The 27,000-nt window shown below is 72.8% G+C and carries 19 protein-coding genes; 3 read left to right on the forward strand and 16 right to left on the reverse strand.

All coding sequences use genetic code 11. From position 1 onward, the window contains the following. Window positions 1-34 precede the first annotated feature (34 nt). From ACZ4MH_RS05990 to ACZ4MH_RS06005, 4 genes are all read right to left on the reverse strand, one after another. Window positions 35-1,819, reverse strand: coding sequence for an LCP family protein (locus tag ACZ4MH_RS05990; RefSeq protein WP_351593769.1), 1,785 nt, complete (start codon window positions 1,817-1,819; stop codon window positions 35-37). A 38-nt stretch (window positions 1,820-1,857) separates the two neighbouring features. Further along, window positions 1,858-2,502: a nicotinate-nucleotide adenylyltransferase gene (gene nadD / locus ACZ4MH_RS05995; RefSeq protein ID WP_351593766.1), complete on the reverse strand. Its 645-nt coding sequence runs from the start codon at window positions 2,500-2,502 to the stop codon at window positions 1,858-1,860. A 52-nt stretch (window positions 2,503-2,554) separates the two neighbouring features. After that, window positions 2,555-2,719, reverse strand: coding sequence for a hypothetical protein (locus ACZ4MH_RS06000; protein ID WP_351593763.1), 165 nt, complete (start codon window positions 2,717-2,719; stop codon window positions 2,555-2,557). Window positions 2,720-2,983: 264 nt separating this feature from the next. Beyond that, on the reverse strand, window positions 2,984-3,133 hold the full coding sequence (locus tag ACZ4MH_RS06005; RefSeq protein WP_169749902.1) for a hypothetical protein: 150 nt from the start codon (window positions 3,131-3,133) through the stop codon (window positions 2,984-2,986). 239 nt (window positions 3,134-3,372) lie between these two features. Here ACZ4MH_RS06005 and ACZ4MH_RS06010 point away from each other — a divergent pair, with 239 nt between their 5' ends. Further along, window positions 3,373-4,476, forward strand: a complete 1,104-nt coding sequence (locus tag ACZ4MH_RS06010) for a M48 family metallopeptidase (protein WP_351593760.1) — start codon at window positions 3,373-3,375, stop codon at window positions 4,474-4,476. A gap of 40 nt (window positions 4,477-4,516) precedes the next feature. On the opposite strand, the gene ACZ4MH_RS06015 is transcribed toward ACZ4MH_RS06010, so the two are convergent. The 5 genes from ACZ4MH_RS06015 to proB all read right to left on the reverse strand — a co-directional run bounded on the left by ACZ4MH_RS06015 (window position 4,517) and on the right by proB (window position 10,776). Continuing rightward, window positions 4,517-5,749 carry an SCO2583 family membrane protein gene (locus ACZ4MH_RS06015; RefSeq protein WP_351593757.1) on the reverse strand — a complete coding sequence of 411 codons (1,233 nt, stop codon included), beginning with the start codon at window positions 5,747-5,749 and terminating at the stop codon, window positions 4,517-4,519. A gap of 180 nt (window positions 5,750-5,929) precedes the next feature. Beyond that, window positions 5,930-6,637 (reverse strand): SCO2584 family spore wall biosynthesis protein, encoded by a 708-nt coding sequence (locus ACZ4MH_RS06020; protein WP_351593754.1) that lies wholly within the window; start codon window positions 6,635-6,637, stop codon window positions 5,930-5,932. Between the two features lie 187 nt (window positions 6,638-6,824). Further along, a complete protein-coding gene (locus tag ACZ4MH_RS06025) occupies window positions 6,825-8,129 on the reverse strand; it encodes a glutamate-5-semialdehyde dehydrogenase (protein ID WP_351593751.1) in 1,305 nt (434 codons plus the stop codon). Window positions 8,130-8,560: 431 nt separating this feature from the next. Next, window positions 8,561-9,106: a hypothetical protein gene (locus tag ACZ4MH_RS06030; protein WP_351593748.1), complete on the reverse strand. Its 546-nt coding sequence runs from the start codon at window positions 9,104-9,106 to the stop codon at window positions 8,561-8,563. Window positions 9,107-9,660: 554 nt separating this feature from the next. After that, entirely contained in the window at window positions 9,661-10,776 is a 1,116-nt protein-coding gene (gene proB, locus ACZ4MH_RS06035; protein WP_467754403.1) for a glutamate 5-kinase, read from the reverse strand. Between the two features lie 929 nt (window positions 10,777-11,705). Here proB and ACZ4MH_RS06040 point away from each other — a divergent pair. After that, on the forward strand, window positions 11,706-13,901 hold the full coding sequence (locus ACZ4MH_RS06040) for a hypothetical protein (RefSeq protein ID WP_351593745.1): 2,196 nt from the start codon (window positions 11,706-11,708) through the stop codon (window positions 13,899-13,901). A gap of 118 nt (window positions 13,902-14,019) precedes the next feature. On the opposite strand, the gene ACZ4MH_RS06045 is transcribed toward ACZ4MH_RS06040, so the two are convergent. From ACZ4MH_RS06045 to ACZ4MH_RS06055, 3 genes are all read right to left on the reverse strand, one after another. Then, a complete protein-coding gene (locus ACZ4MH_RS06045) occupies window positions 14,020-18,357 on the reverse strand; it encodes an nSTAND1 domain-containing NTPase (RefSeq protein ID WP_351593742.1) in 4,338 nt (1,445 codons plus the stop codon). Window positions 18,358-18,430: 73 nt separating this feature from the next. Further along, the gene (locus ACZ4MH_RS06050; protein WP_351593739.1) at window positions 18,431-18,604 is read right to left on the reverse strand and encodes a DUF397 domain-containing protein; all 174 of its coding nucleotides are present in this window, start codon (window positions 18,602-18,604) and stop codon (window positions 18,431-18,433) included. Then, window positions 18,576-19,412 (reverse strand): helix-turn-helix domain-containing protein, encoded by an 837-nt coding sequence (locus ACZ4MH_RS06055; RefSeq protein WP_351593736.1) that lies wholly within the window; start codon window positions 19,410-19,412, stop codon window positions 18,576-18,578. Before ACZ4MH_RS06055 ends, ACZ4MH_RS06050 begins: the two co-directional genes overlap by 29 nt. A gap of 89 nt (window positions 19,413-19,501) precedes the next feature. On the opposite strand from ACZ4MH_RS06055, the gene ACZ4MH_RS06060 reads away from it, so the two are divergent. After that, window positions 19,502-19,954 (forward strand): ATP-binding protein, encoded by a 453-nt coding sequence (locus ACZ4MH_RS06060; RefSeq protein ID WP_351593733.1) that lies wholly within the window; start codon window positions 19,502-19,504, stop codon window positions 19,952-19,954. Window positions 19,955-19,979: 25 nt separating this feature from the next. On the opposite strand, the gene obgE is transcribed toward ACZ4MH_RS06060, so the two are convergent. The 4 genes from obgE to ACZ4MH_RS06080 all read right to left on the reverse strand — a co-directional run bounded on the left by obgE (window position 19,980) and on the right by ACZ4MH_RS06080 (window position 26,974). Further along, window positions 19,980-21,419, reverse strand: coding sequence for a GTPase ObgE (gene obgE, locus ACZ4MH_RS06065; RefSeq protein ID WP_351593730.1), 1,440 nt, complete (start codon window positions 21,417-21,419; stop codon window positions 19,980-19,982). A gap of 173 nt (window positions 21,420-21,592) precedes the next feature. Next, the gene (gene rpmA, locus ACZ4MH_RS06070) at window positions 21,593-21,847 is read right to left on the reverse strand and encodes a 50S ribosomal protein L27 (RefSeq protein ID WP_031062251.1); all 255 of its coding nucleotides are present in this window, start codon (window positions 21,845-21,847) and stop codon (window positions 21,593-21,595) included. Window positions 21,848-21,861: 14 nt separating this feature from the next. Further along, window positions 21,862-22,182 carry a 50S ribosomal protein L21 gene (rplU, locus tag ACZ4MH_RS06075; RefSeq protein ID WP_031062249.1) on the reverse strand — a complete coding sequence of 107 codons (321 nt, stop codon included), beginning with the start codon at window positions 22,180-22,182 and terminating at the stop codon, window positions 21,862-21,864. A gap of 253 nt (window positions 22,183-22,435) precedes the next feature. Then, window positions 22,436-26,974: an Rne/Rng family ribonuclease gene (locus ACZ4MH_RS06080; RefSeq protein ID WP_467754231.1), complete on the reverse strand. Its 4,539-nt coding sequence runs from the start codon at window positions 26,972-26,974 to the stop codon at window positions 22,436-22,438. Between the last annotated feature and the right edge of the window lie 26 nt (window positions 26,975-27,000).

The following is a 27,000-nucleotide window of genomic DNA, read 5'->3' on the forward strand; positions in this document are numbered from 1 at the left end:
CAAAGCTCCGCCGCCGCCCGCACCCACGGGCCGATCACCCCTTGTAGTCGTGCCCCAGCACCACCGTGATGTCCGCGTTCGAGGCGACCTTGCCCTTCCGCACGGCGCTCGATGGCAGGCCCAGCGTCTTCGCGACCTCCTCGGCACGCGGCTGGTGGGCCTCGTCCCCGTACGTCACCTGCGACGCCGACAGCGAGCCCGAGGCGGTGCCGCTGTCCACGAACGAGTACCCGCCGTTGACCAGCGCGGCCTGCGCCTGCCCGACCGCTTTCTGGCTGCCCGAGGCGTTCCGGACGCTGACCCGCGCGGTCGCGCTCGGGTCGGTCTTCTTGACCTTGCCGCCCAGGACGTCCTTGACCACCTCGGAGGCGGTCTGCGCGCTGAGCGTGCCGTCCTGTTGCACGGGCAGCACCGTCGTACGGTACGCACCGGTCTTCGCGAGCTCGGCGCGCTGCGCGAGCGAGCTGCCCAGCTGCCCCTCGGTGAGCGGCGGGTCCAGGACCTGGAACAGGGACTTCACCGTCGCGGTCGCCCCGCCCGCGTCACTGGACACCCGCTTCAGAGTCGCCTGCATCACCTGTCCGAAGCGCGCCAGCTGCTTGGTCTGCAGCTCGCCCGGGCCCCGGTAGGTGGCGTACGCGACGGCCGCCTGGCCGTTCAGTACGCGCCCCTTCCCCGCCTTGACCAGCGGGCCGTCGCCCTTCTTCGCGCCCGGCACGGTGGTGTCGGCGTCGACGGTGATGCCGCCGACCGTCTCGACGAGGTTCTCCAGGTACGGCGTGTCCAGCCGCCAGCTCGCCTTGATGTCGGCGCCGAGAAGCGTGTTGAGGGAGTCGCGGGTGGGCTCCGCGCCGGCGTCCTTGACGGACTTGCCCAAGGTGGTGGCCTGGCCGTCGTCCCCGGTGATGGCGAGGTTGTTTGGGAGGAGGACGGTGGTGCCCTTGTGGGTGGTCTCGTTGTCCACAAGCAGCGCCGTCGAGCTCTCGTCCGTACCGGTCCTGCGGAGGTGGACCAGCAGCACGTCGCGCTTCTGGCCCGCGGCGGCGGCCGCGTCCCCGGAGGCGGCCCCGCCCAGCCCCGGCAGCTTGCCGGCCCACCACAGGTAGCCGACGCCGCCCGCGACCAGGAGGACGAGGACCACCGTCAGCGCGATGACGCGGCTGCGGCCGCGGCGCTTGGCCTCCTCGCGCCGCTCGGTGCGGCTCTCGGTGAACTTCAGCCAGTCGATGACGTCTTCGGAGTCCTCGTCCGGCTCCTCGATGAACGAGAACTGTTCGGTGCGGTACTCCTCTCCGGAGGGGCGGTCATCCCCGTCGGCGGCTCCGTGAGGCGGCGCGGAGTCGTAGGAGGGCGCGGATCCGTACGGGGGCCGCGGCTCCTCGTACGGGGGCCGCGGCTCCTCGTACGGAGGCTGCGGCGGCGCATACGGAGGCTGCGGCGGCGCGTACTCCTGCTGCCCGTACTGCGCCTGCTGCGGAATCCACCCCTGCTGCTGCGTCTGCTGCGCAGCCTGGTGCTGCGCCGGCCGGCCGTACGGGTCGTGGCCCGGCGCATAGCCCTGCTGCCCGTACTCCTGGCCGTAGCCCTGTTCGGGTGCCTGCCCGCCGTAGCCCTGGCCGTACCCCTCGGGGTGCTGCGTGCCGTACGGGTCGTACTGCCGGCGCGGCGCTTCCTGGTACACCGGCTGCCCGTAGGCGTCGTAGACGTACCCCGGTCCACCGTGCTGCCCCTGGCCCCCTTCGTAGGGCTGCGGGCCCCCCTCGTAGGGGTCCTGGGCATACGGGTCCCGTGGCGGGTACGGATCCTGTCGGTCGTTCACCGGTGCCCTCTTTCCGTCGGCCCCGTCGGCGGTCGTCGTCAGCGGTCGTCGTCGTGGTCGTGGCGATGGCTGTGGCGGTCGTCCCGGTAGAGGCGGCGCTTGTCGATGTAGCGCACCACACCGTCGGGCACCAGGTACCAGACCGGTTCCCCCTGGGCGACGCGCGACCGGCAGTCGGTCGAGGAGATGGCCAACGCCGGCACCTCCACCAGGGAGACCCCGCCCTCGGGGAGACCGGGGTCGGCCAGTACGTGACCGGGCCTGGTCACCCCGATGAAGTGGGCGAGCGAGAACAGCTCCTCCGCGTCCCGCCAGGTCAGGATCTGGCCCAGCGCGTCGGCGCCGGTGATGAAGAAGAGATCCGCGTCCGTGTGCTCGGCGCGCAGGTCCCGAAGGGTGTCGATGGTGTACGTCTTGCCGCCGCGGTCGATGTCGATGCGGCTGACGGAGAACTGGGGATTGGACGCGGTCGCGATGACCGTCATCAAATACCGGTCCTCGGCCGGGGACACCGCCTTGTGGCTCTTCTGCCACGGCTGCCCCGTCGGTACGAAGATGACCTCATCGAGGTGGAACTGGCTGGCCACCTCGCTGGCGGCGACCAGGTGACCATGGTGGATCGGGTCGAACGTCCCGCCCATCACTCCGAGCCGCCGCTTCACAGGCCCTGTCTGCTCTCCCATGCGTGCAGACCCTACTGGGCGCCGCGCATCGAGGGGATAGCGGTGCCCCGCCTCAGCGGTCCCGGTTGAAGCGGGTGGTGATCCACAGCAGGAGCAGCAGCACGATGAAGGCGCCGCCGCCGGTGATGGCGGGATTGAGGCTGTTGTGGTTGCCGCCGTGCTCGCCGCCCTCGGCGAGGGCGACCAGGACGGAATGTGCGGAGGTGTGCAGGCTCATCGTCGGCAGGACCAATCCGGGCTGATGCGGGCAGGGACTTGCCCACATCGTAAGCGCGGGCCCGTCCGGAGCTCACGCCGACTCCGCCGGAACGGGCCACCAGGGGATCTTTCCGGTGGATTCCGCCGCCGTACGCGTGCCCCTCGGAGGCCGTACGCGTACACCTCGAAGCCCGTTCGCGTGCCCCGAAGGCCGTACGCGTGCCCCTCTATGAAGGCCCGCCGTGTGCGTGCCCTCCCCGGGCGCTGCGCCCGGGGGGCCGCTTCAGTCCTGGTCGCCGCCGTAGCCGCGCAGCAGGAACCACGCCATGAAGATCGCACCCAGCACGCCGACGATGATCACGGCACGCAGGATCCAGCCCGGGCCGTCGGCGTTGGAGGTCTGCAGAGCGAGCAGCGTGCTCGGGTCCACCATGAGGGGTCGGCTCCTTTGTGGGGGGTCTGTGCGGCTGTGGGGGTTCTGTGCGGCCCGTTCGCACCACGCGCCACGGGCCTCGGGCGGCCCGGCCGTGACCGGTGCCCCCGCCGCGAGCGGCTGTCCTTGCGGGCATCTGCGGCGATTCGTTCCTTCGCCAGCGTACGCCGAGCATCCAAAGCGCTGTCAGTGGCGTCCTCTACTCTGAATTCACGCAGTCGAATCAGGGGGAGGCTCCAATGACGGATGGCCCGAACGGCAGCGAACGCGTACCGAGCAGGGACCGCAGGCGGTTCCCGGGGATCTCTTCCCGGGCGTACGAGCACCCCGCGGACCGGTCCGCTCTGGTTGCCCTGCGCAAGCTGAGCGGGTTCGACACCGTCTTCAAGGCGCTGAGCGGCCTGCTGCCCGAGCGCAGCCTGCGGCTGATGTACCTCTCGGATTCGGTGCGCGTCAGCGACCAGCAGTTCTCGCACCTCAACGACATGCTGCGGGACGCCTGTTACATCCTGGACCTGAAGAAGGTCCCGCCGATGTACGTCAATCAGGACCCGCAGCCCAACGCCATGTGCATCGGCCTGGACGAGCCGGTGATCGTGCTGACCACAGGACTCGTCGAGCTGCTCGACGAGGAGGAGATGCGCGCGGTCGTCGGCCACGAGGTCGGACACGCCCTCTCCGGGCACGCGGTGTACCGGACGATACTGCTGTTCCTGACGAACCTCGCCCTGAAGGTCGCGTGGATCCCGCTGGGCAATGTGGCGATCATGGCCATAGTGACCGGGCTGCGCGAGTGGTTCCGCAAGTCCGAGCTGTCGGCGGACCGTGCGGGCCTGCTGACCGGCCAGGACCTGCAGGCTTCGATGCGCGGCCTCATGAAGCTCGCGGGCGGCAACCACCTCCACGAGATGAACGTCGACGCGTTCCTCGCCCAGGCGGACGAGTACGAGCGCGGCGGCGACCTGCGCGACTCCGTCCTGAAGATCCTCAACGTGCTGCCGCGCAGCCACCCGTTCACGACCGTGCGCGCCGCCGAGCTCAAGAAGTGGGCCGCCTCGCGCGACTACCAGCGCATCATGGACGGCCACTACCCGCGCCGCGAGGAGGACAAGGACACCTCCGTGTCCGACTCCTTCAAGGAGTCCGCGACGCACTACGCCGACTCGGTGCGCAACAGCAAGGACCCGCTGATGGGTCTCGTGCGCGACATCGCGGGCGGCGCCGGTGACCTGGGCGGCAAGCTGCGCGACACGGTGTTCGGCAGCGGCCGCGCGGGCGGCGCGGGCCGGCAGGACCCGGGACAGCAGGGCTCGGAGGGCCCCGAGTCGTCGCCGGGCCAGTAACCACTTGCCAGTAACCACTTGGCGGAGGTGTCCGGCCGGCCTAGCGCAGCGGGCTCGGTTCCGCCGACGGGGCCATGACGCCGCAGAGCGAGGCGTTCGTACTGCCGTGGGCGTACGGGTCGGTGCCCTGCGGGCGGCCGTTACCGGCCCGCTCGCCCGCCAGCAGCGGCCGCAGCGCGCTCTCCGGCCCGGAGCTGCACGACATCGGTCCCGCCTGGAGATAGCTCGACTGCAGCTCCAAGCGGCGGTCGCGCAGGTCGTCCCGGTCGAAGCGGAAGTGCAGTTCACGGCGCACGGTGAACAGTGACGCGCCGTCGGCACGCTGCTGCGCCGCCGCCTGCACCTTGCCGCCGGCCTCGGGTGACGTACTGCCGGCCGGGCTGCCGGCCGCCTTACTGGCTGCGCGGCCTGCCGCGCTCCCGGTCGGCCTCTCGGCGGCGGCCGGTGCGGTGTTCCCGGAGCCGCCGGCGGTGGGCCTGTCGTCGGGCGGCCGTACCGCGTACACGAAGGTGTAGTCCGCGGTGACCTCCAGGGCGTTGCCGGCCGCGGCAGACTCCACCGCCAGGGTGCCGTCGACCCGTACGCGCGGATCGGCGAGCCGGGCCTGCGAGGGGTCGAGGCGGACGAGCCAGCCGGTCGCGGCGTGCCGCCCGTCGTCGGACGGCCGCCGCAGGCTCCGGTCGAACTGGTCGAGCTGCGAGGTGTCCAGCAGCAGCCGCACGCCCCGCGCGGGCCCGCCGGACAGCGTGTCCGGGTCCAGCGAGGAGCGCACGACGTACTCCTTCGCCGTGGTCAGGGCGGTCATGACCTGGCTCTCGGAGAACTGGCCGGTGCGCCGCACGACGGGGAGGTTGACGCCCGCGGCACCGATCCGGAAACCGGCCGCCGGACTGCGGTCGAAGAGGTCACCGGGGCGCCCGCCGGGCACCGTGCCCACCGGGGCGAGCGGGATGACCGTACTGCGCAGCGGCGGCGCGGGGGTGGGCTCCGGGGCGCGATACGGATGGCGCACGCCCATGTAGATCGCGGTACCGAAGGCCAGCGCTATCAGGAGGACCAGGATCAGGGCCTGGCGGGAGCCGCCGAAGCGGGACCAGGCATGCCGACTGCGCACGGCACGTGCGTGGTCCCCCATGCGCTCCTGAGCGGAGAACTCCTGCAAACGCGCAGCGCGTACAAACGATTCGTCGAACACGACGGATCGGTATTCATCCTCCCCACCACCCGGGGCGCCCTCTGGGGTCCCTTCGGGAGGGTCACCTGGCCCGGTCATACAACAAGAGTAGGTCGGCGGCGGCCGAGGTAAACGCCCAGGTGTGCGCCAACTTCCCCGTGCAGGTCAGGCACGGCGCACAGATGGCTCAAGCGGGCGCGGACCGCTCCGGCGCACGCGGCAGGACCCTCGCCCTCACGGACCTCATGGAGCGAGCGCGCGTCCGCGACAGCCGGTGGATCACGGCGTGCGCGGCACGGCGGGTGCCGAGGGCGGGCCGGAGTCGGCGGAGGCCGAGGGCGGTACGACCGGCGGGGCCGGATTGCCGCGCTCGGCGCTGGAGGCGGGCGCCTGCCCGATGCGCGCGGTGGGCGGCCTGCCGTCGACGCCCGTGGTGGCGGGCGGCGGGGCCGGGCTCTGAGTACGGCCCGAAGCGCCTCGGTAGACCGCCGTGAAGGCCAGCACGACCATGCCGATGCCCATGAGGACGGCGAGCACCCAGGCGATGGGCCGGTGCCAGCGGGCCGCGCCGCGGTACGGGCGCAGGGCGCCGCCGTACGGTCCGTACGGGCCGTAGGCCGAGATGTCCGGGACATCGTCCAAGTAACGGCTGTTCGGCGCTCCTGGGGGCCCTCCAGGCCCTTCTCGGCCGTCCCGGCCCTGTCGGCCGCCGCCCAAATCTCCGTCGCGGTCCGCGGCCGGCAGCGAGTGGCCGCGGCCGGCTTCCGACTCGGCGCGGGCCTGCGCGGCGGCGACCATCCGCTCGACGGCGGTCGGCTCGTGCACGAGGGCGGACCGGACGAATTCCTCGTCGAAGACCACGGCGGCGAACTCGTCACCCTCGCCCTCGTAGGGCGAGTGCGCGTCCGCCTCTCCGTGGTTCCCGTTGTGGTGCTCGTCGGGCTCGCCGCCGTCCGGGAACGGCCCGGCCCCCACGTCGTCCGGCACCCGTCCAGATTAGCCGGAAGCGGCCAATCTGGGCAGTGTGAAAGGGAATTCGGCCATGGGGGCTGAGCTTGGCTCAAGCCGACACGGGGGCTGGCTCCTCAAGGAGCACGGGCCTTGGGGTTGGGGCAGGCCGGCCCCGAGGGCGGCCCGCCCCGGCCCCAAGGCCCCTGGAGTGAAACCGACTTCGTCAGTCGCGAATGTGGCCGTCGCCCGTGACGATGTACTTCGTGGAGGTCAGCTCCGGCAGGCCCATCGGGCCGCGGGCGTGCAGCTTCTGTGTGGAGATGCCGATCTCGGCGCCGAAACCGAACTGGCTGCCGTCCGTGAAGCGCGTCGATGCGTTGACGGCGACCGTAGTGGCGTCCACCAGCTGGGTGAAGCGGCGGGCGGCGGCCTGCGAGGTGGTGACGATGGCCTCCGTGTGACCGGAGGACCAGCGCCGGATGTGCGCGACGGCGGCGTCCAGGTCGGGCACCACGGCGGCGGCGATGTCGTACGAGAGGTACTCCGTCGCCCAGTCCTCGTCCGCGGCGGGCGCGACCATACCGGGCCCGGCCTTCTGCCAGGTCTCGTCGCCGTGCACCATCACGCCCGCCTCCGTGAGCGCGGCCAGCGCGCGCGGCAGGAAGGCGTCCGCGATGCCGGCGTGCACGAGGACGGTCTCGGCGGCGTTGCACACACTGGGGCGCTGCGCCTTGGAGTTGATGAGGATCTTGAGCGCCGTCTCGATGTCGGCGTCCTTGTCGACGTACACGTGGCAGTTGCCGGTGCCGGTCTCGATGACCGGGACGGTGGACTCCTCCACGACCGTACGGATGAGCGAGGCGCCGCCGCGCGGGATCAGCACGTCGACCAGGCCGCGGGCGCGCATCAGCTCCTTCACCGACTCCCGGCTCTGGCCCGGCACCAGCTGGACCGCGTCGGCGGGCAGCCCGGCCTCCGCCACCGCGTCGCGCAGGACGGCGACCAGCGCGGTGTTCGAGGCGTACGCGGAGGACGAGCCGCGCAGCAGGACGGCGTTGCCGGACTTCAGGCAGAGCGCGGCGGCGTCGACCGTGACGTTCGGGCGGGCCTCGTAGATGATCCCGACGACGCCGAGCGGGACCCGGACCTGGCGCAGGTCCAGGCCGTTGGGGAGGGTCGAGCCGCGGACGACCTCGCCGACCGGGTCGGGCAGCGCCACGACGTGCCGCACGTCGGCGGCGATGGCGGCGATCCGCTCGGGGGTGAGGGTGAGCCGGTCCACGATGGCGTCGCTCGTGCCGGCCGCGCGCGCCTTGGCGATGTCCTCGGCGTTGGCGGCGACGATCTCGTCGGTCCTGGCCACCAGCGCGTCGGCGACCGCCAGCAGCGCGCCGTCCCGGGCCGTGCGCGGCAGCGGGGCGAGCGCGGCGGCCGCCTCCCTGGCGCGACGGGCGGTGTCGAGGACGGGCGAGCTCTGGGCAGTCTGCGTGCTCGGGGCAGTCTGCGGGGCGTCGGATGCGCTGGTCATGGCCCGCAGCCTAGCCGGGCCGGGCTGGGCGCCCGGCCCGCATTTCACAGTGCGGGACGCGGTGGGGGCGGGGGTGGACACCGGGGGGGTGGACATCGGGGGCGGGGGATGCGGCGGGCGCGGGGTGGGCGCCGGGGACCTGGGAATGGACACCGGGGGTCGGGGGTCGGGGGGTGGAAACACCCGGGGCGCGGTGGGTGGTGGACCTCGTGTCGCGGCCCCGGGGCCCGGGCTCACCGCCCCCTCCCATCGGGTCAGGCCTCCCCTTCCCATCGGGGCCTCCCCCCATCGGGGCGGGCCCCATCGGGGCGGGTCGTCCGGCTTGTCGTCGCCGGCGCCTCCTCGTTCTTACTCCGGCAACGATTACGGAGAGTGGTTCGTTTCTTGTTTTTGTCGCCTGATGTGATGAGTTTCGAGGGGGACGGGGGCGGTCAGTAGGGGTGGACGCCGACTGGGGAGGCGGGGGGTGGGCCGTAGCCTTCGGCGATGCGTTGGTGGTAGGTCTCGCGGTCGATGACTTCCAGTCCGACGATCTCCCAGGGGGGCAGCTTCGCCGAGGAGCGGTGTTCGCCCCACAGGCGCAGGGCCACCGCCGCCGCGTCGTGCAGGTCCCTGGCCTCCTCCCAGTAGCGGATCTCCGCGTGGTCGTTGGCGTACCTGCTGGTCAGCAGAAAGGGATGGTCGTGGGCCAGCTGCTCCAGGGCCCGCCGGACCTCCTTCAGCGGCGCCTCCTTGCCGGAGACGCTGAGGGTGACGTGCCAGAGCCGGGACACCTCCCGCTCGCGCGGGAGCGGTGCCTCTTTGAGCCGCCCGCCCTGCTGCGCACCTTCGCCCGGCGGTGTCCGGCCGCCCGGCTGTGCCCGTTCGTCGTGCTCCGTCCCGGTGGTCTCCTCACCGGTCTGGATGCTGGTCCCCACGCTGGTCAGCGTCCGCTCCGCCGTCCCTCGGGGCAGCGCCCCTCGGCGCCCTCGTCTCACCGGCGGCCTCCTGTTATGCGTATCGCTCCGCTCGCGCGTGGCGGAGCCGATCGGTGCTGTCTCACGTCGGCACAGCGCGCTCGTACTGCGCCGGGAGCGCCGCTCCCCTACAGCGCCCCTGCAACAAAGTTGACCAGCCCGCGGGCCTTCGCGGGGGCGTTTTCGAGAAGGTCTCCGTTGAAAGGCTGGTCTTTCGGCCGTGCTGCCGGGCTCCGTACGGGGTTCCCACCGGCCGCCTCGTCAAAAGTTCTGTCGGCCGCCGCACGGACTCCCGACAGCCGCCGCCCAAGTTCCCGCCGGCCGCCGCACCGGGCACGCACTCCCGACGGCCGCCGCACCGGGCCCGGACTCCCGACAGCCGCTGGCCACCACAGCCGGCCGCCGCACCGGACCCGAGTTCCCGTCGGCCGCCGCACCAGGCCCGAGTTCCCACCGGCCGCCGCGCCAAGCCCCCGCCGACCACGACACCGGTCCCCCGCCGACCGCGACACCAGTCCCCCGCCGGCGAGGCCGGTCAGCGCTCCCGGGGCCCGGTCAGCGCTCCCGGGTCCCGGTCAGCGTCCCAGCACCACCAAGTCGTCCCGGTGCACCACTTCGCGCTCGTACGCCGGGCCCAGTTCGCGGGCGAGGTCGTGGGTGGTGCGGCCGATCAGGCGGGGGATCTCGCGGGCGTCGAAGTTGACGAGGCCGCGGGCGACGGGGTCGCCGGCGGTGTTGCGCAGCTCGACCGGTTCGCCCGCGCTGAAGCTGCCCTCGACCGCGGCGATGCCGGCGGGGAGCAGGGAGGAGTGCCGTTCGACGATCGCCTCGACGGCGCCGTCGTCCAGGATGAGCGCGCCGCGCGGGGTGGAGGCGTGCGCGAGCCAGAGCAGCCGGTCGGCGGAGCGCCGTCCGGTGCGCAGGAAGTGGGTGCCCGTGGGGCCGCCGGCGAGTGCTTCGGAGGCGTGTACGGCGGAGGTGAGGACGACGGGGATGCCGGCGGCCGCGGCGATGCGGGCGGCCTCGACCTTGGTGACCATGCCGCCGGTGCCGACGCCGGCCTTGCCCGCGCTGCCGATGGAGATGCCTTCGAGATCGGCGGGGCCGCTGACCTCGGCTATGCGCGACGTTCCCGGGGTGGCGGGGTCGCCGTCGTACAGGCCGTCGACGTCGGAGAGGAGAACCAGCAGGTCCGCGCGGACCAGGTGGGCCACCAGGGCCGCCAGGCGGTCGTTGTCGCCGAAACGGATTTCGTCGGTGGCGACCGTGTCGTTCTCGTTGACGATCGGTACGGCGCCCATGGCGAGCAGCTGGTCGAGGGTGCGGTACGCGTTGCGGTAGTGGGTGCGGCGGCTGGTGTCGTCGGAGGTGAGGAGGACCTGGCCGACGCGGCGGCCGTAGCGGGCGAAGGAGGCGGTGTAGCGGGCGACGAGGAGGCCCTGGCCGACGCTGGCGGCGGCCTGCTGGCGGGCCAGGTCGCGGGGGCGCTTCTCCAGGCCGAGGGGGGCGAGGCCGGCGGCGATGGCGCCGGAGGAGACCAGCACGATCTCCTTGTCCTGGTGCTTGGCCAGGACGTCGACGAGTGCGTCCACGCGGTCGGCGTCCAGTCCGCCGGCGGCGGTGGTCAGCGACGAGGACCCGACCTTCACCACGATCCGCCGGGCGTCCGTCACGTCCTGCCGGGCGTTCATCACATTCGGACGGCCATCCGTCACACCCGAACGCGCATCCGTCAGACCCGGCCGGGTGTTCGCCACATCCGGACGGGCGTCCGTCAGGCCCTGCCGGGCGTTCGTCACATCCGGACCCGCATCCGTCGCTTCCGGTCGGACATCCGTCACACCTTGACGACCATCCGTCGCTTCCGCAGGGGCGTCCGCCACACCCTGCCGGCCATCCGTCGCTTCCGGACGGTCACCCGTCGCTCCCGCAGGGACATCCGTCACACCCCGCCGGGCACCCGTCACGTCCCCACGGCCATCCCCGCGGCCATCCCCGCGGACATCCGCACGGCCATCCGCCACCCCTCGACGGCCGTCCCTCACGTCCCGCCGCCCCTCTGCCGCCTGACCTGCGCTTGTCACCATTACCCCTGTACTCGCTGCTCGCCCGTACGCGTCTTGTACTCGCCCGTACGCGGCTGTGTACTCGCCCGTACGCCCCTGCACTCGCCCGTACGCGCCGTGTCCGTGCCGTATGGACCAGTGGATGCTGCCGTACGGCCTACGGATATGGATGCCGTACGGCGTACCGACATGAACGCCCGTACGGGCGAAATCTACGGCAGACGGACCATCGGCCGCCTGTGCATATCGCCTGCCGGACAGGCGGTGCGTACGCCTCCGGGCCCTGTGATCATGCTTATGGGCAACCTACGCAAGACGGAAAAGGGCAGCATTTGGTTCCGAGCGAATCGTCCTGATTCGCGGTGATGCGAGCCACAGCAGATTGTCACCGGGGCAGCCAAAGTCATACGGTCGGTTGTCGACCTGTCCCTCTCTGCCGCCCCGACGGCCCGCAGGGAGTGTTCAGGGAGTGTCGTCCGGGTCACACGGTGGCCCGGCACTCGGCCGCCCCACCGGCCCCCCACCTGACCGACTTGCCGCCAGGAGCCCCGCCCGTGCCTTCCGCCGGATTCGCCAACCGACGAGCCCTCAAGCTCGTGGCCCTGCTCGCGATGCTCATCGCGTTCGTGGCCCAGCTCGTCGGTGCCCTGCTGCCCGTCGTGCCGTTGTTCATCGCCGCGTCCGTGGTGAACCTCGGCCTCGACCTCTATCTGCAGCACAAGCAGCCCGGGCTGCTCTCCCTGCTGGGAAAGATCCGGCTGGACATCACGGTCCGCCAGCTCATCCGCGACATGCTGATCCTGGTCGGACTGCTGCACATCCCGGGCATCAACCCGCTCAAGGAGCAGGCCCCCCTCACCATCGGGCTGCTCGTCTTCTATGTGGCGCACTTCGCGTGCCAGGCGGCGGCCGTACTGGTCCGCCGCACCCGTACGCTGCCGTTCCTCACCCGGAACATCGATTCCTCCGCGCTGCGCCTGACCAAGGCCCCGCCGCGGCTGCTGGCCCGCCAGACCGGCCGTCGCCTGCTGCGTTTCTCCGTGCCGACCACGCTCGGCATGATGGCCACCGCGATCACCCGGGACGCCCTGTGGGGCGGCATCGGCCTGGCCGTGGCCCTGGTTCTCGCGGTCGGCGGCACGGTCTACCTCGCAACGTGGCTGCTCCCGAAGAAGCGCGCCGTGAACGAGGCGCAGGCCCTGGAGTGGCTGGAGAACTGGCTCGCCGAGTACCAGCCGTCGGTCGGCATGTACTTCTCCGGCGGCACGACCTCCGCGTACCAGGCCAACATGTGGCTGAGCACGCTCGCCGAGCTGGACGGCAAGCCGATCATCGTGCTGCGTGAGCGCTTCATGGTGCAGAAGATCGACGCGACGGACATCCCGATCGTCTGCATTCCGAAGGTCGCGAACCTGATGCGGCTGGAGCACTCGGCGCTGAAGGTGCTGCTGCACCCGGCGAACTCCGGCAAGACCTCGCAGATCCTGCGGATCCCGTCCATCAAGCACGCGTTCATCAACCACGGCGAGAGCGACAAGCTCTCCTCCTGCAACCCGTACGCCAAGGCGTACGACGAGGTGTGGGTGGCCGGTCCGGCGGCGCGCGACCGCTACCAGCTCGCCGACATCGGCGTGGAGGACAAGGACGTCGTCGAGGTGGGCCGCCCGCAGCTGTCGCCCATCAAGGCGTACGAGGGCGCGCCCAAGGGCGAGTACACGACCGTGCTGTACGCGCCGACGTGGGAGGGCTGGGACGGCAATCCCGGCAACACCTCGGTGATCCTGGCGGGCGAGAACATCGTGCGCGAGCTGCTGGCCGATCCGAAGGTGCGGCTGCTGTACAAGCCGCACCCGATGACCGGTTCGGTGGACCCGGAGGCGGGTGCCGCGAACAGCCGTATCCAGGCGATGATCGCCGAGGCGAACACGCAGCGTGATGGTGCCCGCCCGGGCGCGGAGGCCGCTGCCGAGCTGGAGGCCCGCGCCGCCGATCTGGCCGCGCTGACCACCTCGGGCTTCCGCCGCAGCGCGGACGAGCTGGAGCGGATGCTGGTCCAGGGCGCTCCGGACGAGGGCCGTGCCGCGGCCGTGGCGGCCGCGACCGCCGCCTGGGAGGAGGCGTACTGGGCGTCGTTCCCGGAGTGGGAGCACCGCATCATCACCACCTCCCGCCCGGCGATCTTCGCGTGCTTCAACCAGGCGGACGTCCTGATCAGCGATGTCTCCAGCGTGGTCTCGGACTACCTGAGCAGCGAGAAGCCGTACGCGGTGGCCAACACCTCCGGGATGAGCGAGGAGGAGTTCCGTACGAACTTCCCGACGGTGCGGGCTGCGACGATCCTCACGCCGGAGGCGGACGGTGTCGCCGGGATGCTGGAGACGGTGCGGAATCCGGAGCGGGACACGCTGGTGCAGGCCCGTACGGAGCTGAAGGAGCACCTGCTCGGCCCGTCGGACCCGCCGTCGCTGGCCCGCTTCAACGCGGCCGCGCTGGCGCTGCACGCGGCGGCCGAGGAGCGGCAGGTCCGGATGGAGGCCCGGCTGGCGGGTGTCCCGGGCCAGCGCGAGGAGGGCACGGAGGCCAACGAGGCCCAGGAGGCGGCCGAGGAGATGGAGCTGGACCCGTCGGAGTCCACCGACCCGGCCCGCCCGGCCACGGAGCCCGCGGAGGCCGCCGAGGCGGCGGACGCGGCGGAGACGGGCGAGGAGCCGGTCCCGGCGGACGGCTCGGAGGCCCGCGCGATCGTCTGACGACGCGACGCCCCCGTAGGGGAAGCACGACACCGGAAGGCCCCGCGAGGTTGATCCTCGCGGGGCCTTCCCGTTGCTCGAGTTGCCCGAAAGACGCAAGTTGCCCGAAAGACGCTCCCTAGCCCTTGCACACCTTCCCCGTCGGCAGCTCCGCCGGTACTCCGCCGCGCTCCGCCGCGGTGAAGTTCCGCTGTCCCGTGAGCCGGCACAGCGTGTTCCGCCAGACGGCCGGGTCGAGCCGGATCAGGTTCACGCCGTCCGCCGAGTCGTTCCGCCTGAGCAGCGCCTTGCCGTCGTCCGTGACGTCGTAGAAGTCCTGCCGGCCGCCGAAGTCGTACGACTCGATGTCGCCGTGTCCGCCCGCCCGGTAGATGCGGGCCCAGTTCCCCTCGGCGAGGAAGAACCGCGGGCTGTCGCCGAGGAAGTCGACGGTGAATCCGCCGCCCGTCTCCCCCACCGGGCCGATCGGGCCCATGATCCGCTTCGATGTCCCGCCGGGGCGTACGGACCACAGCTCGACCAGCGAGCCGCGGGTGAGGACGGCCGCATAGGCGCCGCTGTGGTCCAGAAAGGCCGTCGCGGTGTCCTTGCCCAGCCGGAACCCGAGCTTCTTGTCCTCGCGGCCGGTGCGCAGGTCGACGACGTGGAAGGCGGGGCCGGAGCCGACCTTGACCAGGACGCGGTCCGCCTTCGAGCGATCCGCCTTCACGCGGTCCGCCTTCGAGTGGTCCGCCTTCACCTCGTACGGATTCAGCCGGAAGTCCGACTCCGGCACTGACTCCGCCGGGTCGAAGGGCCTCGCCTCGGGACCGGGCAGCTTCAGTTCGCGCAGGTCGAGCCGCGACAGCCGGCGGCCTGTCCTGGCGTCCCAGTACTCCACCTGCCCGTCGACCTGGGTCACCAGCCCGTCGTCGCCGAGGAAGAAGTACTTCGGGGGTTCGCGTTCGTCCCAGTTGTTCGCGCGGGGCATGGGGACGGTGATCTCCGCCACCGGGTGCAGCGAGGGCAGCGCGTGGACGAGGATCTTGTTGTACGTCGCGAGGTCGGCGACCAGCGTCTGGCCGCGGTTGACCCGCGGTGCCGTCTGGTAGGCGGAATCGTCCTCCGCCAGGGGCCTGCCGATCCCCTGCGCCGTGTACCGGGGGCTGCGGGCGAGCGTCTTGCGCCGCTCGTCCGTCCCGACCACCTTGAGGCGGCGCTGTGCGCCCTTTCCCGAGCGCGCGACCATGCGGCTGCCGTCCTTGAGCAGCGTCGGCATACGGAGGTACTCCCGCGGCCGGGTGTCCAGCGCCTGTCCGGTGATGCCGGAGCCGGTCATCATGACGCCGACCGGCGCTTCGGGTCCGCCGAGCAGCCGTCGACCGAGCTGCCCTCGGTTTTCCCGCGCCTTGGTTTCCGCGAGCTTCTTGCCGTGGGCCACATCGAACAGCCGCCACTGGCCCGAACCGCCGGCGGCGAGCCGGGCGCCCGTGCGGTCCACGGCGAGGTCCTCGCAGCCGAGGGAGTCGTCGGCGTACTGGCCCAGCTTCCGGCCGTCCGCGACCCGTATCGAGCGATACGTGGCGTCTTCGAGCCCGTCGGTACCGTCCGAGCAGGTCATGGCCACCGTGCCGGCGCCGGACAGTGCGGCCCCGGCGACCTGATCGGCGAGCTGCCGCGCCGTGCCCGTGCGGGTGTCCACGGCCACCAGCCGGAAGTTCTCTTCGAGCAGGTGGAACTTGTCCCGCCGGCCGACCGCGGCCACCACCGTGTGGTCGTCGGGCCCGAACCACACCTTGATGACGCCGTCCGGCGCGGCGGCGGGCAGCCTGCGCCGCTCGCCCGCTGCCAGGTCCCACAGCGTCACGCGCTGGTTGTCGGCGACCGTCACGACGCGGCGGCCGTCCTGGGAGATGTCGGCGATGTCCTCGGGGTTCGACAGCACGGCCTTGTAGTCGGACTGGTCCTCCCTGCCCTCGATCGTGTGGGCCGGTCCCACCAGCTCCTTGGTGTCCCGCCGTACCTCGCGCCAGATCAGTGAGCCGTCGGCGTCCGTGTAGGCGAGGCGCGTGCCGTCCGCGCTGACGAGCGGGAAGACGATGTTCTCCGTGACGGGGAGCTGGCGGTGCCGGGTCGGCTTCCCGTCGCCCCGTACGAAGAGCGTCGCGCGCCCCAGCTCGGTGGTGACCAGCGCGACTTCCCCGTCGGCGCTCATCGCCAGCGCGTCGATGCTGCCCTGCGCGCCGGACAGTTGCCACTGCACGCCGCGCATGGCGTCGTACCGCCGCAGCAGTTCGTTGCGGGCCTCGCGGGTCGGCGAGGTGTCGTACGCGGCCATCGCGACCATCGCGGCCAGGCCCGGGTCCTGTTCCACCAGCTGCGCCGAGAGGCCCGCCAGCTCGCGGGAGCGGGACTGCCGGTCCGACTCCGCCTTGGCCCGCGACTCCACGGCGAGAAATGTCCCCAGCGTCGCGATCAGCAGGAGTACCAGCCCGCCCGCCGTCCACCCGGTGCGTCTTCGGAGCCTGCGCGTCCTGCGGTACCGCAGCCCGCGCTCCAGGTAGTCCAGCTCCGCCGCGCTCAGCTCCGCCCGCCGGCCCGTCAGCCACGGCCGTGCCGCGCGCAGGGCGTCCGCGTCCGGCAGCCGGTCGGTGCGCTCGCCGCCGGCCCGCCAGCGTTCCATGCCGCCGCGGAGCTCCGTACGCCAGAGCAGGAACTCCCGGTCGTCCCGCACCCGTTCCGCGAGCCGCCGCCATGCGCCGATCAGTGCCTCGTGCGCGAGTTCGACGGTCTCCCGGCGCTCGGGGTCGCTGCCCAGGACCAGCAGCCGGCGCTGCGCGAGCGCGCGGGCCACCTGCCACTGGTCCTCGCCCGCCTCCGCCCGCGTCAGGACGTTGCGCAGCGGAGCCTCGCCACCGGGCCGTACGCGTACCAGCCCGGTCAGCAGCCGCAGCGCCACGTCCTCGTCCGCCGCCGGTACGCACTCGCCCCAGATGTTCTCGGCCTGCCGCCCCAGCGCGCCCCGTACGCCGCCCAGTGCGTGGTACGCGTCGAAGCGCAGCTGCCCGCGTTCCTGCTCCCGCCAGAGCCGGTCCAGGACGAAGCCCAGCAGCGGCAGCGCGCCCGGCTCACCGCCCGCGTCGTCGAGCATGGTCTCCACGAGCCCCGGGTCGTAGGCGACGGCGGCGGTGGCCTCGACCGGCCGGACGATCACCGCGCGCAGCTGCTCGCGGGTCATGGGGGTCAGCGCGTAGACCGTACGCCGCAGGGCGGGGCCGGTGCCCGGGTGGGCGAGCGCCGCGTCCAGGAAGTCCGCGCGCAGGGTGACCAGGACGCGTAACTCCGCGGGCGGCTCGGCCGGGAAGAGCACCGCGGCCGCGGCGTCGGCCTCCTGGCCCGTGCCCGCGAACAGCTCCTCCCCCTGGTCGACGACGACCAGCAGCCGCCGCGCGCCGGCCTCGGCCAGGGCGAGCCGTACGGTCTCCGGCAGCCCGCCGTCGGCCAGCAGCGGCGCCAGCTCCCGTGCCTGCGCGAGCCGCTCGGCGCCGCGGAGTTCCGGGCGGAGCAGGGCGGCCAGTTCGGAGGCGAGGGTGGTGAGCAGGGACCGCCCGGCGGCCGGGCGCACCACGACGGCCGCGAAGCCCGCCGCCCGCAGCCGCGGCAGGACGCCGGCCAGGGCCAGCGAGGACTTGCCGCTGCCGGACGGGCCGACCACGGTCACGTACGGCTGCGCACCGACCAGCCCCGCCACCTCCCGGGCCTCCTCCTCCCGCCCGAAGAACACCTCCGCGTCCGCCTCCTGGAAGGCCGCGAGCCCCCGGAAGGGCGATGCGGGGCGGAGTACGGGGGCCAGCGCGGGGAAGGCATCGGCCAGCGCGCCGGTCGGAATGAGGAAACTCTGCCGCGGCCCGGAGAGCTGCGACCTGGCCACCATGCCGACGACGGCGCCCAGTTGCTCGTCCCATACCGGCGCGCCGCTGAAACCCCGCTCTATCGGGGTGCCGTGGGCGTCCCCTTGCGAGAACTGCACCCACCCCTCGGCGGTACCGGCCCGCAGCCGCCCCGCGTGCCAGATCCCTCCGGGGGAGGTGGCGGGAAAACCGGGGACGCGTGCGGCGTGCTCCCATACGCTGCCGGCCTCCGCCATCCGCAGCGGCCGGGCCCCCGGTATCGCCTGCCGCAGCCGCAGTACGGCGATGTCGCCGCTCCCGTCGTCCGCGTACGGCAGCCAGTGCGCGACCTCGGCGTCCGCACTGCCGCCGCCGCCCAGCGGCAGGTCGACGCGTACCCGCGCCCCGTCCGGCAGCGGCTCTTGATGGGGTGTCCGCAACGCGTCGGACACGACATGCGCGCAGGTCACGGCGAGCTCGGGCGCGACGAGAAAGCCCGCCCCCGCGATCTCACCGCCGTCACCGGCCGCCCGTACCCGCAGTACGGCCGCCCCCAGCATGTCCTCCGGACTCCGCAGCCCCGCCATACCCACCACCCCCGTGAGCGAACTCGGGTAGGAGTATGGCCAATTGAGCGCCGGAGGGATATCCCTCCGTCCCTCAGCGCACGTACGCGATGAATGCCGCGAACGCGGCGGGCGTGACGGCGATAGCGGGCCCGTCGGGATCCTTGGAGTCCCGGATGGCGATGAGATGGGGAGTCTCAGCTACTTCGACACACTCTGTCTCGGCACTGTGGCTGGACTTACGCCAGATGTACTGGATGGTGCTCATAGCGCTCCTCCATGACTCGGGCGATCAACTCCGCAGAGTCCGCCGGGGACAGTGCGGAGGCCCGCAAGAGATCGTAACGGAGCGAACGGGCCCTGATTTCCGCCGGATTCAGCGTTGCCCAGTCGTCGACGTACCCCTCCGTGTACGCCACGTCCGGGTGGTCGACGAAGGAGAAGAGGGTGAACGAGCCCGACAGTCCCGTGTGCGCTCCTACCGAGAACGGCAGCACCTGAATCTGCACTTCGTCCGTCTCACGGAAGGTCAGCAGGTGCGCCAGCTGTCGCCTCATGGTCGCACGGCCGCCGATTTCCCGGTACAGCACGGACTCGTCGAGTACGACCCACAGCAGTGGCGGCGCCTCACGGGCCAGGACCTTCTGCCGCTCCAGCCGCATCTCCAGCCTGGCGGCGAGTTCGTCCTGCCGCATGACGCCGAGTACGGCACGCGCGTAGTCCGGTGTCTGCAACAGGCCGTGCACCAACTGCGCCTGATACGTGCGGATTTCGGTGGCGGTCGCTTCGAAGTGCACGATCCGCCGGAGCCACGCGGGCAGTCGGTACTGCTTGACCATCTCCCACAAGCGCACCAGCGCGCCGTCGGCTCCCAGAGCCGTGTCGATGCGAGGCACGTGCTCGTCCTTCGGGACCTTCGCCGCCGTTTCGATCTGGCCGATCATCGAGCCGGTCAGGTAGACGATGTCTCCCAGCTGTGCCAGCGTCAGCCCGGCGCGCTCCCGCAGCCGTCTCACCTCCGCCCCGAAGAAATGGAGCGGGGATGCCCCTGGATCAAGACACTTGACGTGGGCCATGGGAGCTCCTTCGCTCAACCTGTGCCACCCGGCGGAGAGTTGCATTCACGCAGTAGCAGAGCGTAATCGACGCAGCGCACGATTGCCTCGTGAATGACACTTCCGACACCCATACCGACCCCTACGTCTTCCCGACCCGCGAGTACCGGATCTCGCTCCGCGTCGGTACGCACAGCCCCCGGCACGTGCGGCGGGTCGTGCGGGCGCTTGTGCGGCTGTGGGGGCTGGCGCAGCTCGCCGACGCCGCCGAGCTCGCCGTGACGGAGCTGCTGGTCAACGTGTACCGGCACGTACCGGACCGGCGCTGCACCGTGACCGTACGGCGGCACGAGGACGGCGGGGACGGGGTGGTGATCGGCGTCCACGACGACCATCCCGTACTGCCCGCCGTACGGGACACCGGCCCGTGGGAGGAGTGCGGGCGCGGCCTCGCGCTGGTCGCGGCGGTGACGGACAAGTGGGGCGTGGCGCCGGACGGCGAAAACGGCGAAGGCCCGCAGCTCGCCAACGGCAAAACCGTGTGGTGCGAGCTGCGGGCCTGACGGAGAAACAGGCGGCGGAGCCGTCTCAGCCCAGCGGGTTGAAGCCGTCGTACTCCGCTTCCGCCTCGTCCCGCTCCGCGTCGCGGTCGCGGCGGCGCTGCGCGGCCGGGCGGGGCGCCTCCAGGCGGTGGTCCTCGCCGCGGCGGCCGAGCATCTCCGCGCCGGCCATCATCGTCGGCTCCCAGTCGAAGACGACCGCGTTGTCCTCGGGGCCGATGGCGACGCCGTCACCGGCGCGCGCACCGGCCTTGAGCAGCGCGTCCTCGACGCCGAGGCGGTGGAGGCGGTCGGCGAGGTAGCCGACGGCCTCGTCGTTGTTGAAGTCGGTCTGGCGGATCCAGCGCTCCGGCTTGTCGCCGCGGACGCGGAAGAGGTTCTCGCCCTCGGCGGTGACGGTGAAGCCGGTGTCGTTCACGGCCTGCGGGCGGATGACGACGCGGGTCGCCTCCTGGACCGGCCGGGCGGCGCGGGCCTGCGCGACGATCTCGGCGAGGGCGTAGGAGAGGTCCTTGAGGCCCATGTGGGCCACCGCCGAGACCTCGAAGACGCGGTAGCCGCGGGCCTCCAGGTCGGGGCGGATCATGTCCGCGAGGTCCTGGCCGTCCGGGATGTCGATCTTGTTGAGGACGACCACGCGGGGCCGGTTCTCCAGGCCGCCGTACTGCGCCAGCTCCTCCTCGATGGTGTCGAGGTCGGAGAGCGGGTCGCGGTCCGATTCGAGGGTGGCGGTGTCCAGTACGTGCACGAGGACCTCGCAGCGCTCGACGTGGCGCAGGAACTCCAGGCCGAGGCCCTTGCCCTGGCTGGCGCCGGGGATGAGGCCCGGGACGTCCGCGATCGTGTAGACCGTCGAACCGGCCGTCACCACACCGAGGTTGGGGACCAGGGTGGTGAAGGGGTAGTCGGCGATCTTCGGCTTGGCGGCGGAGAGCACCGAGATCAGGGAGGACTTGCCGGCGCTGGGGTAGCCGACGAGGGCCACGTCCGCGACGGTCTTGAGCTCCAGGACGATGTCGCGGGCCTCGCCCGGCTCGCCGAGCAGCGCGAAGCCGGGGGCCTTGCGGCGGGCGGAGGCCAGCGCCGCGTTGCCGAGGCCGCCGCGGCCGCCCTGGCCCGCGATGAAGGTGGTGCCCTGGCCGACCAGGTCCGCGAGGACGTTGCCCTTGCGGTCCAGGACGACCGTGCCGTCCGGGACCGGCAGGACCAGGTCCTGGCCGTTCTTGCCGGAGCGGTGGTCGCCCGCGCCGGGCGCGCCGTTGGTGGCCTTGCGGTGGGGGTGGTGGTGGTAGTCCAGCAGTGTGGTGACGTCCTGGTCGACGACCAGGATCACGTCGCCGCCGCGGCCGCCGTTGCCGCCGTCGGGGCCGCCGAGCGGCTTGAACTTCTCCCGCATCACGGAGGCCACGCCGTGGCCTCCGTTACCCGCGGCGACGTGCAGCTCGACGCGGTCCACGAAGGTGGTCATGGGGGTGCCTCCAGTAACTACGGGGTCGTACGCGGGGGTGTGCGGGACCGCGTACGGGATTGTCTCTTCTGTAACACGCGAAGGGCGGACCCGCTTCCGTACGGGAATCCCGTACGGAAGTCGAGGTCCGCCCTCGCGAAAAACCGTTCTACGGCTGCTGATCCCTAGGGGATTCAGACGGCAGGAACGATGTTCACGACCTTGCGGCCGCGGTGGGTACCGAACTCCACCGCACCGGCCTGCAGCGCGAACAGCGTGTCGTCGCCGCCCCGGCCGACGCCGGTGCCCGGGTGGAAGTGGGTGCCGCGCTGGCGGACGATGATCTCACCGGCGAGGACGGCCTGACCGCCGAAGCGCTTCACGCCGAGCCGCTGGGCATTGGAATCGCGACCGTTCCGGGTGGACGATGCGCCCTTCTTGTGTGCCATGTCTCCTCAGTCCCTTACTTCGCCGGGGCGTCGATGCCGGTGATCTTCAGCGCGGTGTGCAGCTGACGGTGGCCGATCCGCTTCTTGTAACCGGTCTTGTTCTTGTACTTCTGGATGCGAATCTTGTCGCCCTTGTGGTGGTCCACGACCTCGGCCTGGACCTTCACGCCGGCGAGCACCCACGGGTCGCTCGTGACGGACTCGCCGTCGACGACCAGCAGCGTCGAGAGCTCGACGGTCTCGCCGACCTTGCTGGTGGAAATGCGGTCAACCTCGATGACGTCGCCGACAGCAACCTTCTGCTGACGGCCGCCGGTGCGCACGATCGCGTACACGCGGAACTCTCTCTCGCTAGAAACGGGGACCACTGATGCCAGCCGCCCGGGAACCCTTGCGGGCCCGGTCTTCCGACGCGATCCGCGCATGACGCGATCCGCAGTGGACGAGCGGCCTCCCCCGGCGAGCCGGGAGGTGTTTGCTCAGGTGGTTGGCGTACACAGACGCCGACGGTCAAGGTTACGGGGCCTTGACCAGGGGGTCAAACCGGGCCCCGGGCCGTGACGTACGGCCCGGGGCGCCGGGTGCTGCTCAGTCCTCCGCCGGGGCGGAGACCGACGAAGAGGACTGTTCGGCGGCCGCCGTCTTCTTGGTGGTGGCCTTCGTCGTCTTCTTCGCCGCGGTCTTCTTGGCCGTCGCCTTCTTGGCCGGGGCCTTCTTCGCCGCCGCCTTCTTGGCGGTGGTCTTCTCGGCGGTCGCCTTCTCGGCCGGGGCCTCGTCGGCGGTGGCTTCGTCGGCGGTGGCCTTCTCGGCCGTCGCCTTCTTCGCCGCATTCTTCTTGGCCGGGGCCTTCTTCGCGGCGGCCTTCTTGGTCGTCGCCTTCTTGGCCGCGGCCTTCTTCGCGGTGCTCTTCTTGGCCGCCTTCTTGGCGGGGGCCGCCTCCTCGGCGGTCTCCGCGGCCTCGGCTCCGGTCTCCGCGGCCTCGGGGGCCTGCGGCTCCACGGGGGCCTCGTGCGGGGCGCCGGTGGCCACCTCGGGGGCGGCCTCCGCCGCCGCCCGGGCAGCGGCCTCGGGCGCCGCCTCGCCGCCTGCCTCGGTCGGCGCGGCGGGCTCGGCGCCGGCCGGGGCCGACACCGCGCGGGTCACCCGGCGGCGGGCACGGGCCGGACGGGCCGCGGGCTGCGGCTCGGGCTGCGGCTCCGGCTCGGCGGCGGGCTGCTCGGCGGCCACGGGCTCCTCGGCCCGCGCCGGCTCCGGGGCCGGTACCGGCTCCTGGGCCGCGGCGGGCACCACGATCGCGGCGCTGTCGTCGGCGGCCTTCGGGGAGCCCGCCGGAGCGGACGCCTTCCGGCTCGCGCGGCGACGGCCCCGGCCACGGCCCTGGGCACCGGCCGCCGCCTCGGCCTCGGCCGGGCTGGAGAACCACTCGTCGGCCTCGGCGACCGCGGGGGCCAGCTCCGCCTCGGTGACGGGCGCGGGCTCCAGCTCGGGCGCCGGGGCAGCCGGCTCCACGGCCTTCTCGGGCTGGTGGTCGTGCTTCTCGCCGTTGCCGCCCTTGCCCTTCTTCTTCCGCTTGCCGCCACCGCCGGTGCTCGTGGCCTGGTCCATGTGGACGATCACGCCACGGCCGTTGCAGTGCACGCACGGCTCGGAGAAGGACTCCAGGAGGCCCTGGCCGACCCGCTTGCGGGTCATCTGGACCAGACCCAGCGAGGTCACCTCGGCGACCTGGTGCTTCGTACGGTCCCGGCCCAGGCACTCCAGCATCCGCCGCAGCACGAGGTCCCGGTTGGACTCCAGCACCATGTCGATGAAGTCGATGACGACGATGCCGCCGAGGTCGCGCAGGCGCAGCTGGCGGACGATCTCCTCGGCCGCCTCCAGGTTGTTTCTGGTGACGGTCTCCTCGAGATTGCCGCCCTGGCCGGTGAACTTGCCGGTGTTGACATCGATCACGACCATGGCCTCGGTCTTGTCGATCACCAGCGAGCCGCCGGACGGCAGCCAGACCTTGCGGTCCAGCGCCTTCATCAGCTGCTCGTCGATCCGGTACGTCGCGAAGACGTCGACGTCCGAGGTCCACCTCTGGAGCCGGTCGCCGAGGTCGGGGGCGACGTGCGACACATAGCCGGAGATGGTCTCCCAGGCGTCGTCACCGCTGACGATGACCTTGGAGAAGTCCTCGTTGAAGATGTCGCGCACGACACGGACGGTCATGTCCGGCTCGCCGTACAGCAGGGTCGGGGCGTTGCCGCTCTTCGCCTTCTGCTGGATCTCCTCCCACTGCGCCTGGAGGCGCTCCACGTCGCGGCGCAGCTCGTCCTCGCTCGCGCCCTCGGCGGCGGTGCGCACGATGACGCCCGCGTCCTCGGGAACGATCTTCTTGAGGATCTGCTTCAGGCGCGCCCGCTCGGTGTCGGGGAGCTTGCGGCTGATGCCGGTCATCGAGCCCTCGGGCACGTAGACCAGATACCGGCCGGGCAGCGAGACCTGGCTGGTCAGGCGGGCGCCCTTGTGGCCGATCGGGTCCTTGGTCACCTGGACCAGGACCGACTGGCCGGACTTCAGGGCGGTCTCGATGCGGCGCGGGCCGTGGCCCATGCCGAGCGCCTCGAAGTTGACCTCACCGGCGTACAGGACGGCGTTGCGGCCCTTGCCGATGTCGACGAAGGCGGCCTCCATCGACGGCAGGACGTTCTGCACCTTGCCGAGGTAGACGTTGCCGACGTAGCTGGTCGACTGCTCCTTGTTGACGTAGTGCTCGACGAGCACGTCGTCCTCGAGAACGCCGATCTGGGTGCGCTCGCCGCTCTGGCGGACGACCATCACGCGCTCGACGGCCTCGCGGCGCGCCAGGAACTCCGCCTCGGTGATGATCGGCACCCGGCGGCGGCCCTGCTCGCGGCCCTCGCGGCGGCGCTGCTTCTTGGCCTCCATACGGGTCGAGCCCTTGATGGACTGGACCTCGTCGAAGCCGGTGCCGGGCTCGCGCTCTTCCTTCTTGCGCGGCTCGCGGACCTTGACGACCGTACGCTCCGGGTCGTCGCCGTTCGTGCCGGGCTCGGCCCCGTCACCGCTGCGACGGCGGCGACGGCGGCGGCGACGGCTGCTGCTGGAGCCGCCGGACGGCTGCTCGTCGGCGCCGTCCTCCGGCTCGTCGGCCTCGGCGGGCTCCTCGGCGTGCTGCTCCTCGGCGCCCTCGGGCTCGTCGCCGGTCTCGTCCGTGCCGTCGGCCTCCGCGGCGTCGCCACGGCGACGGCGGCGGCCACCGCGACGGCGGCGGCGCGAGGGACGGTCGCCCTGCTCCTCGTCGCCCTGCCCGGCCTCGGCCTCGGGCTCTTCCTCGGTCTCGGCGGTCTCCTCCTCGGCGGGGGCGACCTGCTGCGGCTCGGCCTCGGCGGGGGCACCGCGGCGACGGCGACGGCGCGCCGGGCGCTCCTCGGCCTCCGCGGGCTCCTCCTCGGCGGGCGCTGCCGCAGCGGCGGCGGCTGCGCTCTCCGGGGTCTGGAACATCGGCTCGGTGAAGACCGGGGGCTGGAAGACGGCGCTCGGCGGCTGGGCGGAGCGGCGGCGGCCACGCGCGGGCGCTTCCTCGGGGGTCTCCTCGGCGGCGGCCTGCTGCTGCGCGGCCCGGTCCTGTGCGGGCTGGGCGAACGCGGGCGCGGCGGGGCGCTCGGCACGGCGGCGGCTGCGGCGGCGCGGGCCCTCGGCGGACTCCTCGGCCTGCTCGGCGACGGCCGGCGCGGCGGCGGGTGCTTCCTGCTGTACGGGCTGCTCGTCGGCGGCCGCTGCCTCGGCCTGCGGGCTCTCGGCGGGGCGCTCGGCGCGGCGGCGCGAACGGCGGGGCGGGGCCTGCTCGGCGACCGGGGCCGGCGGGGCCTGCTCGGCGGCGACCGCCTGCGCGGCGGCGGCGACCGGCTGCTCGTCCTCGTCCGCGGCGACCGGGGCCTGAGTGGCGGCGGGCGTGCCCTCGGGGGCAGACGCCTTGCGGGTGGCGCGGCGGCGGGTACGGGCGGGCCTGGCGGGCTGCGGCTCGGCCTCCGCGGACACGTCGGCGGCCTCCTCGGCACGCGCCTCCTCCGCCGCTGCCTCAGCGGCGGCCTCGAGCTGGTCCTCGTCCTCGTCCTCGGCGGCGACCGCCTCGACGGCGGCGGCCGGCTCGGGGGTCACCGGCGCGGCGGCCTCGGCGGGCTGCGGCGCACCCGCGGGCGCGGACGCCCGGCGGGTGGCCCGGCGACGCGTACGGGCGGGCCTGGCCTCCTCGGCCGCGGCCTCGGCGGGCTGCTCCTCGGCGGCCTCCTGCACGGGCTGCGCGGCCTGTACGGACGCGGCCTGCGGCTTGTCAGCGGCGGCCGGCGGCTCCTCGGCGGCGCCCTGCTCCTCGGCCGCACCCGGCGTACCGGCCGGAGCGGTGACCTTGCGGGTCACGCGGCGGCGCCCACGGGCGGGGCGGGACTCGGCGGCGGCGGTGGCGGCCCGCGCGGCGGGGGCCTCGGCGGCCGCGGCCTCGGCGGCGGCCGTCTCGGCAGCGGCGGCGGACTCGGCCTGCGCCTCGTCGTCGGCGGCCACGGCGCCCGGCTCGGCGACGACGGCCCGCTCGGCCACCGGCGCGGCGGTCTCGTCCGCCTGCGGCGCGCCGGCCGGGGCCGACACACGGCGGGTGGCGCGGCGGCGGGGGCGCGCGGGGGCGGCTCCGTCACCGGTCACGGCGGCCGGCTCCTCGGTGGCGGCGGCCTGCGGGCCGCTCTCGGCCGACGCGGCGAGCGCGGCGGCGTCCTCGACGGCCGGGGTCTCGGCGGCCTCGGCAGCGGTGGTGCGCGGCGCGCCGGCCGGGGCCGACGTACGGCGGGTGGCGCGGCGGCGCGGGCGCGCCGGGGCGGCCTCGTCACCGGTCACGACGGTGCCGGCAGCGGCGGCAGCGGGCTCCTGGGGAGCGGCGGCGTCGCCGGGCGCGTCGGCCGGCTGTGCGGCCGTCACGCCGGAGGCGGCGGCCCCTCCCACCGGCGGCCCCGCGGGCCGGGACGCCGCACGGCGCCTGCGGCGCGGCGGCAGGGTGTCACTCGGTGTGCTGTTGTCGGAGCGGCTGTTCGCCGGCTCCGCGGATTCCGTGGGCTCAATGGGTTCGAGCATGCGGGCGGTTCTCCCGTCACGCTCCC

It is taken from the genome of Streptomyces sp. NPDC026301 (assembly GCF_055567935.1).

Excerpts from the sequence above, each read along its gene's own strand:
- nadD (WP_351593766.1), bottom strand. The coding sequence starts at position 2,502 with ATGGGAGAGCAGACAGGGCCTGTGAAGCGGCGGCTCGGAGTGATGGGC.
- ACZ4MH_RS06000 (WP_351593763.1), bottom strand. The coding sequence starts at position 2,719 with ATGAGCCTGCACACCTCCGCACATTCCGTCCTGGTCGCCCTCGCCGAG.
- ACZ4MH_RS06005 (WP_169749902.1), bottom strand. The coding sequence starts at position 3,133 with ATGGTGGACCCGAGCACGCTGCTCGCTCTGCAGACCTCCAACGCCGAC.
- ACZ4MH_RS06010 (WP_351593760.1), top strand. The coding sequence starts at position 3,373 with ATGACGGATGGCCCGAACGGCAGCGAACGCGTACCGAGCAGGGACCGC.
- ACZ4MH_RS06015 (WP_351593757.1), bottom strand. The coding sequence starts at position 5,749 with ATGACCGGGCCAGGTGACCCTCCCGAAGGGACCCCAGAGGGCGCCCCG.
- ACZ4MH_RS06025 (WP_351593751.1), bottom strand. The coding sequence starts at position 8,129 with ATGACCAGCGCATCCGACGCCCCGCAGACTGCCCCGAGCACGCAGACT.
- proB (WP_467754403.1), bottom strand. The coding sequence starts at position 10,776 with ATGAACGCCCGGCAGGACGTGACGGACGCCCGGCGGATCGTGGTGAAG.
- ACZ4MH_RS06045 (WP_351593742.1), bottom strand. The coding sequence starts at position 18,357 with ATGGCGGGGCTGCGGAGTCCGGAGGACATGCTGGGGGCGGCCGTACTG.
- ACZ4MH_RS06050 (WP_351593739.1), bottom strand. The coding sequence starts at position 18,604 with ATGAGCACCATCCAGTACATCTGGCGTAAGTCCAGCCACAGTGCCGAG.
- ACZ4MH_RS06055 (WP_351593736.1), bottom strand. The coding sequence starts at position 19,412 with ATGGCCCACGTCAAGTGTCTTGATCCAGGGGCATCCCCGCTCCATTTC.
- obgE (WP_351593730.1), bottom strand. The coding sequence starts at position 21,419 with ATGACCACCTTCGTGGACCGCGTCGAGCTGCACGTCGCCGCGGGTAAC.
- rpmA (WP_031062251.1), bottom strand. The coding sequence starts at position 21,847 with ATGGCACACAAGAAGGGCGCATCGTCCACCCGGAACGGTCGCGATTCC.
- ACZ4MH_RS06080 (WP_467754231.1), bottom strand. The coding sequence starts at position 26,974 with ATGCTCGAACCCATTGAGCCCACGGAATCCGCGGAGCCGGCGAACAGC.